Consider the following 17,027-nt stretch of genomic DNA (forward strand, 5'->3'; position numbering starts at 1 on the left):
AGGCGTGATAGAGAAATTCGGGTCCCGTACGACGCGCAGGAAGCCTTCATGCGGAAGCACAACTCCCTTGGGACGACCGGTGGAACCGGAGGTGTAGAAGACATAGGCGGGACTCTGCGGAAACACGACGACCGCCGGAGCGGTGGCCGGCTGGTCGAAAGCATCGGCCGTCGCGACGAGGGCGGGTGCGCCCGCCTGGCGCATCAGCGGCCCGGTCGTGGGGTCGGTCAGCACGGCGGAGACGCCCGCGTCCTGGACCATGAACTCCAGGCGCTCACGCGGGTATTCGGGGTCGAGCGGCACGGCGGCGGCACCCGCCTTGAGCACGCCGAGCAGGGCGACGACCGGTTCCATGCCGCGTGGCAGGCACACACCCACCCGGTCGCCGGCACCGATGCCCCGGTCCAGCAAGGCGTGCGCGAGCCGGTTGGCTCGGGCGTCCAACTCCGCGTACGTCACCCGCTCGCCGCCGCACATCACGGCGACCGCCTCAGGCGCCCGCGCCACCCACTCCGCGAAGATCTCGGTAATCACCGCGCCACCGAAACCGGGCACCCGGACCACTCCCCCACGCATAGAAACTGAACCCAGCAGTAATCGAGCATCGAGAAGACCACCGACGCGGCGATCGGCACAACGCGCTAAAGGCACGGCCAAATTGATGTTCAGCGGTCGCCGAATAACCCACGAAGGAGGGAAACAGCCGCGGATGCGGCCGTTTCCCTCAGCGGTCCCGGCGGTCTCAGCCCGCGGTGACGATCTCCGTCAGGGCCGCGGTGAACCGCTCGGCGAGCGCCGTCACCGTGGCGGGGTGATAGGTGTCCGTCGCGTACATCACCTGGACCTCCAGGCGGCCCCCGGAGACAACCGCCACGATGTCCAGCAGGTGGTGGCGGCGGTCCGTGCCCGGAGCCGTGGGCACGTCGTACGGGACGGGCGCGCCGTAGAAGCCGCCACCGGCCTCGGAGGTGTCGTACTGGCCGAGGTAGTTGAAGCTGACCTGCGGCTCGGGACCCTCCGTGAGGCCGCCTCGGAGGTGCCGGAGCAGCCCGTAGCCGATGCCGCGCTGCGGCACGGCCCTCAGGGCGCGCTTGACCTGGTTGATCTGCGGCCGCCAGGCGGTGTCGCCCGGAGCCGTCAGGCGAACGGGGAACTGGGTGGTGAACCAGCCGACGGTGCGGGAGAGGTCCACGCCCTCGACGATCTCCTCGCGTCCGTGGCCCTCCAGGTTGACCAGCACGCTCTCCTCGCCGGACCACGCGGTGAGCGTACGGCCGAGGGCCGACAGCAGCACGTCGTTGATCTGGGTGCGGTAGCGGCCGGGGACCTCCTGCAGGAGCCTGCGGGTGGTCTCCGCGTCGAGCGCCGCGTGGGCGACCGCGCGGTGCCGGTCCAGGTTGGCGCCGTCGAGGTCGACGGGCAGCCGCCCGCTCTCGCCCTCGGCGAGCGCATTCCAGTACGGGATCTCGGCGTCGAGCGCGCCCGACGCGGTGTGCGCGGCGAGCGCCCGGGTCCAGTCGCGGAAAGACGTGGTCCTGTCCCCGAGGTCGACCGGGCGGCCGGCCGCGGCCTGGCCGTAGGCGGTGGCCAGGTCGGAGAGCAGCACGCGCCAGGAGACGCCGTCGACGACCAGGTGGTGGACGGTGACGAAGAGCCGCGGGCGGCGCCCGTCGCCGTACTCCAGGAGCAGGGCCCTGATCATCGGCCCGTGCTCCGGGCTGAGGCCGCCCTGGGCCTCAGCGATCAGCCGGCCGGTCTCCGCCTCCGGGTCGGCCGCTTCCGACAGGTCGTGGCGGGCGAGCACGGGGCCGGTCTCGGCGGGCGGGTTGTGCTGGCGCCAGCCGTCGGCGCCGGTCCCACCGGGTACCCGGACGTACCGCATGCGCAGGGCGTCGTGGTGGTGGAGCAGCGCGGCGAACGCCGTCTCCAGGGCGGGCAGGTCCGCCGCGTGGGACCCGAGCTCGACGAAGGTGGCCATCGTCAGGTGCTCCGGCGCCGTGAAGGTGTCGAAGAACCAGCGCTGGATGGGGCTGAGCGGTACGTCGCCGGTGACCGGCTCGGTGCGTGCCGTCCCCGCCGCTCGCCCGGCGGCCGACTCGTCGGCCTCGGTGACCAGCTCCGCGAGCCCGGCCACCGTCGGCGCCTTGAACAGTTGCTTCGGCGAGATCGTCAGGCCCGCCTCGCGGGCCCGCGAAACCACCTGGATGGTGAGGATGGAATCGCCGCCGAGCTCGAAGAAGTTGTCGTGCACGCCGACCTGGGGGACGCTCAGGACGGCCGCCCACACCTCGGCGAGGAGCCGTTCGCGCGGGGAGCGCGGGGCCGTGTACGCGCTGTCGGCGGCGGCCTGCGGGCCGGGGGCGGGCAGTGCCTTGCGGTCCACCTTGCCGTTCGCGTTGAGCGGCAGGGCGTCGAGGACGACGAAGGCCGTCGGCATCATGTAGTCCGGCAGCGTCGCGGCCGCGTGGGTGCGCAGCACCGCCTGGTCCAGGCCGGTGCCCGCCGCGTAGGCGACCAGGCGCTTGGTGCCGGGGGTGATCTCGCGGACCACGACGACGGCCTGGGCGACGTCCGGGTGGGACGACAGTGCGATCTCGATCTCGCCGGGTTCGATGCGGAAGCCGCGGACCTTGACCTGGTGGTCGGCACGGCCCACGAAGTCCAACTGTCCGTCGGGCAGCCAGCGGACCACATCGCCGGTGCGGTACATGCGGCCGCCCGGAGCGTACGGGCTGGCCACGTAGCGGCCCGCAGTGAGCGCGGGGTGCCCGGCGTAGCCGCGGGTCACACACTCGCCGGCCAGGTACAGCTCGCCCGCGACCCCGGCCGGCACCGGCCGCAGCCAGGCGTCCAGGACGTACGCGCGGGTCTGGCCGAGGGGCGTGCCGATGGGCACGGCCGGCTTCTGCTCCGCCCAGTCGACCAGGTGCACGGTGGCGAAGATGGTCGTCTCGGTGGGCCCGTAGGCGGCCACCAGCCGGACCTCCGGGGCCTCGTTGAGGACCCGCTGGAAGTGCCGAGGCGAGAGCACGTCGCCGCCGGTCATCACCATGCGCAGGCCGCGCAGCATCCGCACGTCGGCGTCGACGACCTCGTGGAAGAGACCGGTGGTGACCCACAGCACGGTCACCCCGTGGGCCCGTACCAGGCCGCCCAGTTCCTCGACGGAGAGCACCCGGGCCGTGGAGACCACGAGGGTGGCCCCGTTGGTGAAGGCGCTCCAGATCTCCAGCGCGCTCGCGTCGAAGGACAGCGTCGCGGTCTGGCTGATCACGTCTTCGGCGGTGAAGGCAAGGCGCGGGTCGCGCGCCACGCGCAGAACACCGGCGTGCGGCACCACGATGCCCTTGGGGCGGCCGGTGGAGCCGGAGGTGTAGAAGACGTACGCGCCGTTCTGCGGGACCAGCGCCACCCGCGGCGGGGCGTCGTGGGCCGGGTCCGCGGCCTCGGCCAGCTCCTCCAAGAGGAGGACGGGCACGAGTGCCTCCGCCACGGCCTCCCGGCTGTCGCCGGTGGCCACCAGCACCTGGAGCCCGGAGTCGCCCATCATGAACGCCAGCCGGTCCGCCGGGTACTCGGGGTCGAGCGGGACGACGATGCCGCCCGCCTTGAGCACGGCCAGCAGCGCGACGAGCGGGGCGGTGCCGCGGGGCAGGCACACGCCGACCCGGACCTCCGGGCCGACCCCGTGGGCACGCAGGGCGTGGGCGAGCCGGTTCGCCCGGACGTCCAGCTCCGCGTACGAGAGCCGCTCGTCCTCGCACACCACGGCGACCGCGTCGGGGGTACGGGCCACCTGCTCCGCGAAGACCTCGGTCAGCACCCGGCCGGCGGGGCCCTCGGCGCCGTCGCTCCAGCCGCCCAGGATCTCGGCGTGCTCGGCCCCGGTGAGCCGGGGCATGGCACGCAGCGGGGTCCGCGGGGCGGCGGCCATCGCGCCGAGGATCTCCAGCAGTTGCGCGGAGAGGCGGCGGATAGTGGACTCGTCGAACAGGTCCGTGTTGTAGACGATGTTGCTGAGCAGTTCCCCGCCGACCTCGCCGAAGTCGAGGGTGAGGTCGAACTGTGCGGTGGTGGACTTCAGGGCGTGGTCCTGCCAGTCCAGGCCGCCGGCCGTCGACCCGGCGGGCGCGCCGGAGAGCTTCTCGTAGCTGATCGCCGCCTGGACGAGCGGGTTACGGCTGGGGTCGCGTTCGGTGACCACGGCGTCGACGACGCGGTCGAAGGGCACCTCCGCGTGAGTGAAGGCGTCCAGGACCGTGCCGCGCACCGCGGCCAGCAGGTCGTCGGTGGTCGCGCGCTCATCGATCCGGGCGCGCAGCGCCAGGGTGTTGATGAAGAACCCGACGACGTCCTGGAGTTCGGCACGCTCGCGACCGGCCGTGACGGTGCCGAGGACCACGTCCTGCTGTCCGCTGTAACGGGACAGCAGAAGCTGCACGGCCGCAGTCAGACCCATGAACAGCGTGGCACCCTGGGCCTGACACACCTCCGTGAAACGCGCCACCAACGCCGCCGGAACCACCATCTGACAGCTCGCACCACGCGTGGTGCGCTCCGCCGGACGCGGCCGGTCCGTCGGCAGCTCCAGCACCGGGGCCTCGGCAAGCTGCGCCCGCCAGTACCCCAGACCCTCCTCCAACACCCGCCCGGTCAACCGCTCCCGCTGCCAGACCGCATAATCCGCGTACTGAACCGGAAGCTCCGCCAACGCACGGCCCGCGTACAACTCACCCAACTCACGCCGGATCACGCCAAGCGACCAACCGTCAGTGACGATGTGATGCATCGACAGGACGAGCACGTGCTCCTCCCCGCCCAACCGAATCAGGGTCGAGCGCAGCAACGGTCCGGTACGCAGGTCGAAGGGCTCGCCGAGCAGCCGCTGGACGAGCGCGTCGAGCGCATCGCCGCCGTCCGGGCAGTCCAGGACGGGCAGGTCGAGCGGGGCGGCCGGATGGACGAGCTGGACGCCCTGCCCGTCGACGGTGTCGAAGGTCGTCCGCAGCGACTCGTGCCGGGCCACCAGGGCGTCCAGCGCCCCACGCAGGGCCTCGGTGTCGAGCGCCCCGCGCAGCCGGAGGGCCCGGCCGGAGTTGTACTCGGTGCTGGCCGCGTCGTGTTCGGCGGCGAACCACATGCGCGCCTGCGGCGAGGACAGCGGCAGGGCGCCGCCGTCCCGGGGAACACGGGTGACGGCGTCCGCCGTACCGGACGTGCCGGTGAGCGGGGCCAGCGCCGCGGCCGTGGGGTGGTCGAACAGCTGCCGGACGGAGATCTCCGCACCGGCCCGGCGCAGGCGTGACACCACCTGAATGCTCAGGATGGAGTCGCCGCCAAGCTCGAAGAAGTCATCCAAGGCACCGACCCGGTCCAGGCCGAGCACCGCGCCGAAGACCTCGGCGACCAGGGCCTCGCTCGGGGTGCGGGGCGCGGTGTACGCCTGACCCAGGGCCGACAGGTCCGGTGCGGGCAGGGCCCGCCGGTCCAGCTTGCCGTTGGCGTTCAGCGGCAGGGCGTCCAGCACGGTCAGGGTCGCGGGGACCATGTACTCGGGGAGTGCCGTGGCCAGGGCGGCCCGGAGGGCGTCCGGGTCGAGGGCGGCGTCGGTGGCCGGGACGGCGTAGGCGGCGAGCCGCTTCACGCCGGGCTGGTCCTCGCGGGCGATCACTGCGGCCTGTGCCACGCCGGGCTGCCGGGTCAAGGCGGCCTCGATCTCGGCGAGTTCGATGCGGAAGCCGCGGATCTTGACCTGGTCGTCGCTGCGGCCCGCGTAATCGAGCACGCCGTCGGCGCGCCAGCGCACCACGTCACCGGTGCGGTAGAGGCGCGCGCCGGGGACGACGGGGTCGGCGACGAACCGCTCGGCGGTCAGTGCGGCCCGGTCGTGGTAACCGCGGGCCACGCCCTGCCCGCCGATGTACAGCTCGCCCCAGACGCCCGCCGGAACGGGCCGGAGCCACGGGTCGAGGACGCGCAGGGACTTGCCGGCGACCGGGCGCCCGATGGGCACGGAGCCGCTGTCGGGGGCCTGTTCGGCGTCGGAGAACCAACCGGTGGCGTAGACCGTGGCCTCGGTGGGGCCGTAGATGTTCGCGATCACCGCCCCGGGCGCTACCTCGCCGATCCGGTCGTGCAGGGCCGCCGGGAACGCCTCGCCCGCGAGCACCACGTGCCCGGCCGTGACGTCGAGCCCGTCCTCGGTGAGGACCGCGCCGAGCGCGGACGGCACCGCCGAGATCAGGCTGCCGGACCAGCCGTCCGGCCGCTCCGCCAGCTCCAGGACGTCCCGCATCACCTCGACGGCACCGCCCGCGGCGAGGGTGCCGAAGAGCTCGAAGACGGACACGTCGAAGTTGAGCGAGGTGGCGAAGCAGGTCCGGGCGAACACGTCCTCGCCGAGCGAGACGGCCCACTGCACGAGGGAGGACATGGCCTCGTAGGACACCACCACGCCCTTGGGGCGGCCGGTGGAGCCGGACGTGTAGATCACGTACGCGGCGGCGGCGAGCGGCGCCTGCGGACGTGGCGCCGGGGCCGCGCCGTCGTCAAACTGGGCCGCATCCTGCGGGAGTTCGTCCACGACGAGGAGCTCGGTTTCGCCCGCGAACGGGAGCCGGCCGGCGAGGGAGCTCTCGGTGAGCACCAGCGAGATGCCGGAGTCGGCGGCCATGTAACGCAGCCGGTCCGCGGGGTAGTGCGGGTCCAGCGGCACGTACGCGCCGCCGGCCTTGAGGACGGCCAGGACGGCCACGACCAAGTCGGTGGTGCGTGACATGGAGACACCGATCCGTGCCTCGGGACCGGCGCCATGGGCGGCGAGCACGGCGGCGAGCCGGTCCGCGCGGGCGTCCAGTTCGGCGTAGCCGAGGACCTTGCCCCCGTGCTGGACGGCGGGCGCCTCGGGCCGCTCCGCGACACGCGCCTGGAAGAGGTCCAGGAAGGTGGCGCCCGGGTCCGCCTGGCGGGATTCGGTCCAGGCGGCCAGCTTCTCGCGCTCCGCCGGTCCGGTCCGGGGCAGCGCGGACAGCGGCCGACCGGGGGCCTTGGTGAGCGCATCCAGGATGGCGGCCAGGTGACCTGCCAGGACCTCGACAGTGGAGTCGTCGAAGAGCTCGGGGCGATAGGTGATGCGCAGAGCGATCTCGGCGGCCGTGCCGCCCATCGCGACCAGGTGCTGTCCGGTGTACGCGCTCAGAGTGAGCGGGTAGTTGGTGGCAAGGCCGCCCTCGGTGCCGGTGACGGTCAGTCCGTGGCGTGCGGCGAGCTCGTCGTCTACGGGGTAGTTCTCGAAGACGAGCAGCGAGTCGAACAGGGCCGTGCCGGAGGGCACTTCGGTGACCGTGTTGATCTGGCTGAGCGACAGGTACTCGTGGGTGCGGGACTCCCACTGCTCCGCCTGGAGCCGCTGGAGCCACTCCACCACCGACGCGGCCGGGTCCAGGACCGTGCGCACCGGAACGGTGTTGATGAACAGGCCGATGACGGAGTCGGCATCGGTGAGGTCCGCCGGGCGGCCCGAGGTGGTGGCGCCGAAGACGATGTCGTTCTGGCCGGAGTGGGCGGAGAGCAGCAGGGCCCAGGCGCCCTGGATCACCGCATTGACGGTCAGCCGATGACGCCGGGCGAACTCGCCGACGCGGGCGCCCACTTCGGGGTCGACAACGACGTCGTGACCACGTGCCGCCCAGGTCTCCGCGGTGACGGACCGGTCGGTGGGCAGCGGCACGGGAGTGTCGAAGCCGGTCAGGACGGTACGCCAGTGCCCCAGGCCAGCCTCCGTGTCACGGGCGGTTAGCCATTCCAGGTAGTCCCGGTACGGGCGGCGGACCTCCGGGGTGCCGCCCGAGTAGCGGGTGAAGACGTCTTCCAGCAGGCGCGGCGTGCTCCAGCCGTCCAGGAGGAGGTGGTGGAAGGTCCACACGACCTGGACCCGGTCGCCGCCGAGGCCGGCGAGGGAGACGCGCGTCAGCGGGGCGGCGTCCAGCGAGATCCCGGCCCGGTCGGCCGCACGCCGCTCGTCGAGCGCGGCGGCACGCCGCTCCCCGTCGAGGCCGCTCCAGTCCGCCGTGTGCACGGGTACGTCGACCCGCTCGTGCACCAGGGCCGCGGGCTCGTCGACCCTCTCCCAGGAGATGGACACGCGCAGGGCGTCGGAGGCGTTGACGGCCTCCTGCCAGGCGGTGGCGAGACGGTCGACGTCGGAGGCGCCTTCGAGCACGAAGGACATCTGCTCGACGTAGGCGGCGTCGCCGTCGGCGGCCTCAAGGGAGTGGAACAGCATGCCCTGCTGCATGGGCGACAGCGGGTGGACGTCGGCGATGCGCTCGCCGGTGCCGATCACACGGTCGACGGTGACCTGGTCCCACGAGACGAGCGGGAAGTCGGACGGCGTCCGCCCACCGGTGCCCTCGCTCAGGCAGTACGCCACGGCCTCGCGCAGCGCATCACGGTACCGCCCGGCCAGCGCGGTCATGGCCTCGGCGGTATGCAGCGCGGTCGAGTACTGGAACATGATCTCCAGCTCGCCGTCCACGACGCGGCTGACGATGTCGAGGGCGTGCGGGCGCTCCTCGCGGGGGCTGCGGTCGTCGTCGGCGGGCAACAGCCCGGCGAACACGTCCGGGTGGGCGCCCGCGTCGAACCGGCCGAGGTAGTTGAAGCTGACCTGCGCCGGATCGGCAAGCTCGGCACCCTGCAGGAACCGCAGGGCACCGAAACCGATACCCCGGTCCGGAACCGCCCGCAACATCTCCTTCGTCGTACGGATCTGCTCACGCCAGTCCGCACACGCACCCAGCGCGACGGGATAGATGGACGTGAACCAGCCAACCGTACGCGACACATCCGCACCGACCACGGCCTCCTCACGACCGTGACCCTCCATGTCGACCACGACGCGATCACGACCGGACCACTCGCCCAGCACGCGGCCGAGCGCGGCGAGAAGGATGTCGTTGACCTGGGTACGGAAGACGGACGGCACCTGCTGCAGCAGGGCCTCGGTCTCCTCAACGGAGAGCGATGCGGACACAATCTTGGCCGAACCGACGGTGTTCACCCCCGCCGGAACCTCCAACAACGGCTCCACACCGGCAACAACGTCGCTCCAGTACAGCACCTGGTCGGAGAAGTCATGCGCGGCCAGCTTCGCCGTCCACGCCGGGAAGGACAACGTCGTCTCATCCAGGACCACTTCTTCACCCGCGGCCAGCCGGCGGTAGGCGACAGCCATGTCCTCCAGCAGAATCCGCCACGAGACACCGTCCACCACCATGTGATGCACAGCAATCAACAGCTCATCGTCGGAGAGCACCACCCGCACCAGCGGGCCACCCTCCAAACGGAAACCCTCCTGCACCACACCGCCGACATCCGCCGCACGCTCGACAACGACCGTGCCCGGCTCGCCAGCGCACTGCTGCCAGCCGTCGGCGGCCTTCTCGTACCGCACCCACAGGCCCTCATGGTGCGACAGCACCACCGACACAGCACGAGACAGCACACCCCGGTCCACACCCGCCGCGATCCGCACCCGCATCGACATACCGAAGTGATCCGGCGCCACCGGATGCGTCCACACAAACCACTCCTGAACCGGAGACAGCACCACAGGACCCACCACCTCGGGCTCCGCGTCCACCGCACCGGCCTCACGCGCGGCAGCAGCCACACCCGCCACCGTCTGCCGCACCAACACATCCTGCGGCGACACCACCAAACCCGCACGCCGGAGCCGCGAGACGACCTGAATACTCAGAATCGAATCACCGCCCAGCTCAAAGAAGTTGTCCCGCACACCCACACGCTCAGCACCCAGGACGTCACCCCAGACCTCGGCGACCACGCGCTCCACCTCGGTGCGCGGAGCGACGTAGTCCCGCAGGAGCGTGCTCAGGTCGGGCTCGGGCAGGGCACGCCGGTCGACCTTGCCATTCGCAGTGACCGGCAGGGCGTCGAGGACGACGCAGATCGCCGGGACCATGTATTCGGGCAGCGAGCGGCCCACGTGCTCCCGCAGGTCGGCCGACGTCACGTCCTTGGCCACGACGTAGCCGACGAGACGCTTCACGCCGGGCTGGTCCTCGCGCGCGACGACCACGGCCTGGCCGACCGCCGGGTGGCTCGCCAGCGCCCGCTCGACCTCGCCGAGTTCGATACGGAAGCCGCGGACCTTGACTTGGTCGTCGGCGCGTCCGGCGAACTCGATCACACCGCCGGGCAGCCAGCGCACCACGTCGCCCGTGCGGTACATGCGCTCGCCCGGGCCGCCGAACGGCGAGGCCACGAACCGGCCCGCCGTCAGCCCGGACTTGCCGGCGTAACCGCGCGCCAGCTGCACACCCGTGACGTACAGCTCACCCGGGACACCCTCCGGCACCGGGCGCAGCCACGAGTCCAGCACGTACAGGCGGGTGTTCCAGACAGGGCGGCCGATTGGCACGGTCGCGGTGTCCGGCTCGGCCGGGTGGGAGGTGACGTCGACGGCCGCCTCCGCGGGGCCGTACAGGTTGTAGAGCTTCGCCTGCGGCAGCACCTCGCGGATCTGGTCGCGCAGGGTGCCCTGGAGCATCTCGCCGCCACTGAACACGGTGCGCAGGCTGGTGCAGGCGCGGGTGGCGGGCTCGGCGACGAGGGCGCGGAGCATGGACGGCACGAAGTGGACAGTCGTCACGCCGTGGTCGCGAATCATCCCGGCCATGTAGTGCGGGTCGCGGTGCCCGTCGGGGCGGGGCAGCACCAGGGCCGCGCCCGCGACGAGCGGGCCGAAGAACTCCCACACGGCCACGTCGAAGCTCGACGAGGTCTTCTGGAGCACCCGGTCCGCACCGGACAGGGGGTACACGGACTGCATCCACAGCAGGCGGTTGGAGATCGCCGCGTGCGAGACCAGAACGCCCTTGGGGCGGCCGGTGGAACCGGAGGTGTAGATCAGGTACGCCGCGTGCTGTACGAGCGTATCCAGGCGCGGGGCCGTTGCGGGCTGCGCGCCGGCCTCCGGCGTGCCGGGAGCGATGACCTCGATGCCCTCGGTGCCCTCACGTGCCGCCGCACCGGACGGGTCCGCGATCAGCAGCCGGGCCCCGGAGTCGCTCAGCATGTACGCGATGCGATCGGCCGGGTACTCGGGGTCCACAGGGACGTACGCGCCGCCCGCCTTCACGACCGCGAGCAGGCTGACGACGAGGTCGATGCCGCGGGGCAGGCTGACCGCGACGACGGTGTCGGCGCCCACGCCGCGCTGCCGGAGGAGGTGGGCGAGGCGGTTGGCCCGCTCGTCGAGCTCCCGGTAGGTGAGGGTGGTGTCCTCGGTGATGACTGCGGGCGCGTCCGGCGTCGACGCGGCCTGGCCACCCAGGAGTTCGGGCAGCAGACGCGGCGGGCAGTGCGTGTCCGTGTCGTTCCACTCCCCGGCGAGGGTCGCGGACTCGTCGGCGGTCAGCAGCGGGATCCGGGCGAGCCGCGGCTCGTCGAGGAGTGAGCAGAGCAGGGCCGCGAGGCGGCCCGCGATGCCCTGGGCCGCAGCATCCGAGAAAAGGTGCGGGTCGTACGACATGCGCAGCGCCACACCGGGGTCGGCGTCCCCGACGAGACGGCCGCCGGTGTACGCGGTCAGGGATAGCGGGTAGCTGCTGCCGCCCTCGCCGTAGGTGTCTCGGACGCCGAGCCCGTGGCGGCCGCCCATGTCCTCGTCGACGGGGTAGTTTTCGAAGACGAGCAGCGAGTCGAACAGCGCCGTGCCGGACGGCACTTCGGTGACTGTGTTGACCTGGCTGAGCGACAGGTACTCATGGGCACGGGACTCCCACTGCTCCGCCTGGAGCCGCTGGAGCCACTCCACCACCGACGCGGCCGGGTCCAGGACCGTACGCACCGGGACGGTGTTGATGAACAGGCCCAGCATGCCCTCCGCCTCGGCCAGGTCGGCCGGGCGCCCGGAGGTGGTGGCGCCGAAGACGATGTCGTTGCGGCTGGAGTGCGCGGACAGCAACAGCGCCCAGGCGCCCTGGACCACCGCGTTGACGGTCAGCCGGTGACGCCGCGCGAAGTCCGCCACGTCGGTCGCCAGCGAGCCGGGCAGCTCGACCTGGAGGTGCCGGGTGGCCCAGGTCTGGTGGCCGGGCGTGGCCGTCCGGTCGGCGGGCAGCGGCACGGGGGTGTCGAAGCCGGTCAGGACGGTACGCCAGTGCTCCAGACCGGCCTCCGTGTCACGGGCGGCCAGCCACTCCAGGTAGTCCCGGTACGGACGGCGGACCTCCGCAGTGCCACCCGTGTAGCGGGTGAACAGGTCCTCCAGCAGCAGCGGAGTGCTCCAGCCGTCGAGCAGGACGTGGTGGAACGTGAGGACCACCTGGGCCCGGTCGCCGCCGAGGCGGGCGAGGGAGATCCGCATCAGCGGGGCGGCGTCCAGTGAGATGCCAGCCCGGTCGGCCGCACGCCGCTCGTCGAGCGCGGCGGCACGCCGCTCCCCGTCGAGGCCGCTCCAGTCCGCCATGTGAACGGGCACGTGGACCCGCTCGTGAACGAGGGCGACAGGCTGGTCGACGGTCTCCCACACCACGGAGACGCGCAGCGCGTCGGAGGCGTTGACCGTCTCCTGCCAGGCGGCGGCGAGGCGGTCGACGTCGGCCACGCTCTCCAGGACGAAGGACATCTGCTCGACGTAGGCGGCGTCACCGCCACCGGATTCGACGGAGTGGAACAGCATGCCCTGCTGCATGGGCGACAGCGGGTACACGTCGGCGATGTGCTCGCCGGTGCCGATCACGCGGTCGACGGTGGCTTGGTCCCAGGAGACGAGCGGGAAGTCGGACGGAGTCCGCCCGCCGGTGCCCTCGGTCAGGCAGTACGCCACCGCCTCGCGCAGCGCGTCACGGTAGCGGGCGGCCAGGGCACGCATCCGCGCGGTGTCGTAGACGGCGCCGGAGTAGTGGAGGTCCACGTGGAGGGCGCCGTCCTGGACGCGGGAGACCACGTCCAGGAGGTACGGGCGTTCCTCGGCCGGGGCGTGGTCGCCGGTGACGGGCAGCATCCCGGCGAACACGTCCGGGTCGCCCTCAGCACCGTAGCGCCCGAGATAGTTGAAGCTGACCTGGGCGGGGTCGGCGAGCTCGGCACCCTGCAGGAAGCGCAGGGCACCGAAACCGATACCCCGGTCCGGGACCGCCCGCAACATCTCCTTCGTCGTACGGATCTGCTCACGCCAGTCCGTACTCGCACCCAGCGCGACGGGGTAGATGGACGTGAACCAGCCAACCGTACGCGACACATCCGCACCGACCACGGCCTCTTCACGGCCGTGGCCCTCCATGTCGACCACGACGCGATCACGGCCGGACCACTCGCCCAGCACGCGGCCGAGCGCGGCGAGAAGGATGTCGTTGACCTGGGTACGGAAGACGGACGGCACCTGCTGCAGCAGGGCCTCGGTCTCCTCAACGGAGAGCGATGCGGACACAATCTTGGCCGAACCGACGGTGTTCACCCCCGCCGGAACCTCCAACAACGGCTCCACACCGGCAACAACGTCGCTCCAGTACAGCACCTGGTCGGAGAAATCGTGCGCCGCCAGCTTCGCCGTCCACGCCGGGAAGGACAACGTCGTCCCGTCCAGGACCACCTCTTCACCCGCGGCCAGCCGGCGGTAGGCGACAGCCATGTCCTCCAGCAGAATCCGCCACGAGACACCGTCCACCACCATGTGATGCACAGCAATCAGCAACTCGTCGTCGGAGAGCACCACCCGCGCCAGCGGGCCACCCTCCAAACGGAAACCCTCCTGCACCACACCGCCGACATCCGCCGCACGCTCGACAACGACCGTGCCCGGCTCGCCAGCGCACTGCTGCCAGCCGTCGGCGGCCTTCTCGTACCGCACCCACAGGCCCTCATGGTGCGACAGCACCACCGACACAGCACGAGACAGCACACCCCGGTCCACACCCGCCGCGATCCGCACCCGCATCGACATACCGAAGTGATCCGGCGCCACCGGATGCGTCCGAACGAACCACTCCTGGACGGGCGAGAGGACGACAGGGCCCTCGACCGTGTCGGCCGGGGCGTCGCCGAAGTCCGCCTCGGCCTCGCGGGCGACCGCCGCGACCCCGGCAACCGTCTGGCGGACGAGCACGTCCTGCGGCGAGACCACCCATCCCGCGCGCCGGAGCCGCGAGACGACCTGAATACTCAGAATCGAATCACCGCCCAGCTCAAAGAAGTTGTCCCGCACACCCACCCGCTCGACGCCCAGCACCTGGGCCCAGACGTCGGCGACCACGCGTTCCAACTCGGTGCGCGGGGCAAGGTACTCGTGCTGCGCCGCGGCGGCGCTCACGTCGGGCTCGGGCAGGGCACGGCGGTCCACCTTGCCGTTCGCGGTCAGCGGGAACGTGCCCACCACCACGAACGCCGCGGGAACCATGTAGTCCGGCAGCGACTTCGCCACGAACTCCCGCAGACCACCATGGTCGACGCGCTCCCCGACCACGTAGCCCACCAGCCGCTTCACGCCAGGCCGCACCTCACGCACCGTCACCACGGCCTGCACCACGTCCGGATGCGCCGCCAGCGCCGCCTCGATCTCACCAATCTCGATACGGAAACCCCGCACCTTCACCTGATGGTCGGCACGACCCACGAACTCCAGCTGCCCGTCCGGCAGCCACCGCACCACATCGCCCGAGCGGTACATCCGCTCGCCCGGACCGCCGAACGGCGACGCCACGAAACGCTCCGCCGTCAGGCCAAAGCGCCCCGCGTAGCCGCGCGCCACGCCGGGACCGGCGATGTACAGCTCGCCCGCGACCCCGGCCGGGACCGGGCGCAGGCGCGCGTCGAGGACATACAGCCGCGCGCCGGCGACCGGGCGGCCGATGGGGACACCGGCGGCGCCGAAGTCACGCACCGGATCGCCTGCGGTGACCGTCACCGTGGTCTCGGTGGGGCCGTAGACGTTGCGCAGGGTCCGGCCCGGCGCCCAGCGGGAGAGGAACTCCGCCGACATGGCCTCGCCGCCGACCAACAGGCCGCGCAGATCAGGGAGTTCCATGTCGGGGACGCTCTGCAGGGCGGCCGGGGGCATCTCCAGGTGGGTGACGCGCTGCTCGCGCAGCACCTGGCCCAGAGCCTCACCGGCGAGCGGGCCGGACGGCGGAAGCACGAGGGTGGCACCGGCGTACCAGGCGGAGAGCACGTCGGCCATGGCCACGTCGAAGTTGGGCGAGACGGCCTGGAGGAGACGGGAACCGTCGGTCAGGCCGATCGCCTGCTGGTGCGCGGCGGCCATGGCGGCCAGGCCGCGGTGTGGGACGAGGACGCCCTTGGGGCGCCCGGTCGAGCCCGAGGTGTAGATCACGTAGGCGCCGGCGTCCGGCGTGGGTGCGACAGCCTTCTCCCCCTCCACGGAGGGGAGTTCGCCGTCCACCCGCAGGACGGGCACGCCGGTGTCCGGTACGCGGTCCAGGGTGCCGGTGTCGGTGAGGATGAGCGCCATGTCCGCGTCGGAGGCCATGAAGGCGAGCCGGTCGGCGGGGTACTGCGGGTCGAGCGGCACGTACACTCCGCCGGCCTTGGCAACCGCGAGCAGCGCGGTCAGCCAGCGCACGCCACGCGGCAGGCAGACGCCGACCACGACGTCGGTGCCGATGCCGTGGGCGCGCAGGGCACGGGCGAGCCGGTCAGCGTCGGCGCCCAGCTCGGCGTAACTGACGGTGAGTTCACCTTCGACGACGGCGGTCAGCCGCGGGTCACGGGCGAGCTGGGCATCGAAGATCTCCGCCAGGGTGAGGACACCGGTCGCCTCCGCGCCGGGCGCGTTCCACTCGTCGAGGATCCGGGTCCGCTCCGCTCCGGTCAGCGTGGGCACGGCCGCCGCGACGGGACGGGTCACGGCCTCGGGCGTGGCCCACTCTGTCAGGACCATCAGCACGTGGGCGGCGATCCGGTCGGCGGTGGCAGCGTCGAAGAGGTCGGAGTTGTAGTTGACCAGGCCACCGAACCCGTCGCCGTGCTCCTCGAAGGCGATCAGCACGTCGAACTGGGCGGAGTCGATGTCCAGGGGGTGTTCGGTCCAGCGCAGGCCGCCGGCGTCGCCGAGGCCGCCGGGCATGCTCTGGAGCACCGTCATGGCCTGGACGAGCGGCGTGCGGCTGGGGTCGCGTTCGGCGACGACGGCATCGACGACGCGGTCGAAGGGCACCTCGGCGTGGGCGAAGGCGTCCAGGACCGTCTCCCGCACGGCCGCGAGGAGTTCGGTGCCGGTCGCGGACTCGTCGACGCGGGTCCGCAGGGCCAGGGTGTTGACGAAGAAGCCGACCTGGTTCTCCAGCTCCCAGTGAGCGCGGCCGGAGTCGGCGGTGCCGACGACCACGTCCTGCTGGCCGCTGTGCCTGGCCAGGACCAGCTGGACGGCGGCGACGAGGCCCATGAACAGGGTGACGCCCTGCTCCTCGCACATCCGACCGAAGCGGTCCAGCACGTCGGCCGGCACGGTGAAGCGGCGGGTGGCGCCGTTGGACGTGCGGACGGCGGGACGAGGCCGGTCGGTGGGCAGGTTCAGCACGGGCGCGCCGGCCAGCTGGCCGCGCCAGTACGCCAGGTTTTCGTCCAGCGTCTCGGACGTCAGGTTCTCACGCTGCCAGATCGCGTAGTCGGCGTACTGGAGGGGCAGTTCCTCCGGGGTGCGGCCGGCGTAGAACTCGCCGAGCTCGCGCAGCAGGACGCCCATGGACCAGCCGTCGGTGACGATGTGGTGCATCGACAGGACGAGCAGGTGCTCGTCGGCGACGATACGCAGCAGCAGCGGGCGCAGCAGCGGCCCGGTGCGCAGGTCGAATGGGGCGCCGTGGTGGGCGCGGACAGTGCGGTCCACGTCCTCGGGCGCGCAGTCGGCCGCGGTCAGGGTGACGGGGGCGGGCGGGTGGATGATCTGGACGCCCTGGCCGTCGACGGTGTCGAAGGTCGTACGCAGCGACTCGTGCCGGACGACGAGGGCCCCCAGCGCGGCTTCGAGAGCGGGCACGTCC

The 17,027-nt window shown here is 72.0% G+C and carries 2 protein-coding genes; both read right to left on the reverse strand.

Features of this window, described 5'->3' with window-relative positions:
• Window positions 1-555 (reverse strand): AMP-binding protein (locus ACLJT4_RS41505; protein WP_411130311.1); only part of this gene is annotated, 555 nt, incomplete at its 3' end.
• A 187-nt stretch (window positions 556-742) separates the two neighbouring features.
• Complete coding sequence (locus ACLJT4_RS41510; protein WP_411130313.1) at window positions 743-17,023, reverse strand: non-ribosomal peptide synthase/polyketide synthase; 16,281 nt, start codon at window positions 17,021-17,023, stop codon at window positions 743-745.
• Between the last annotated feature and the right edge of the window lie 4 nt (window positions 17,024-17,027).

The organism is Streptomyces sp. x-19 (assembly GCF_046549115.1).
GTDB lineage: Bacteria > Actinomycetota > Actinomycetes > Streptomycetales > Streptomycetaceae > Streptomyces > Streptomyces albulus_C.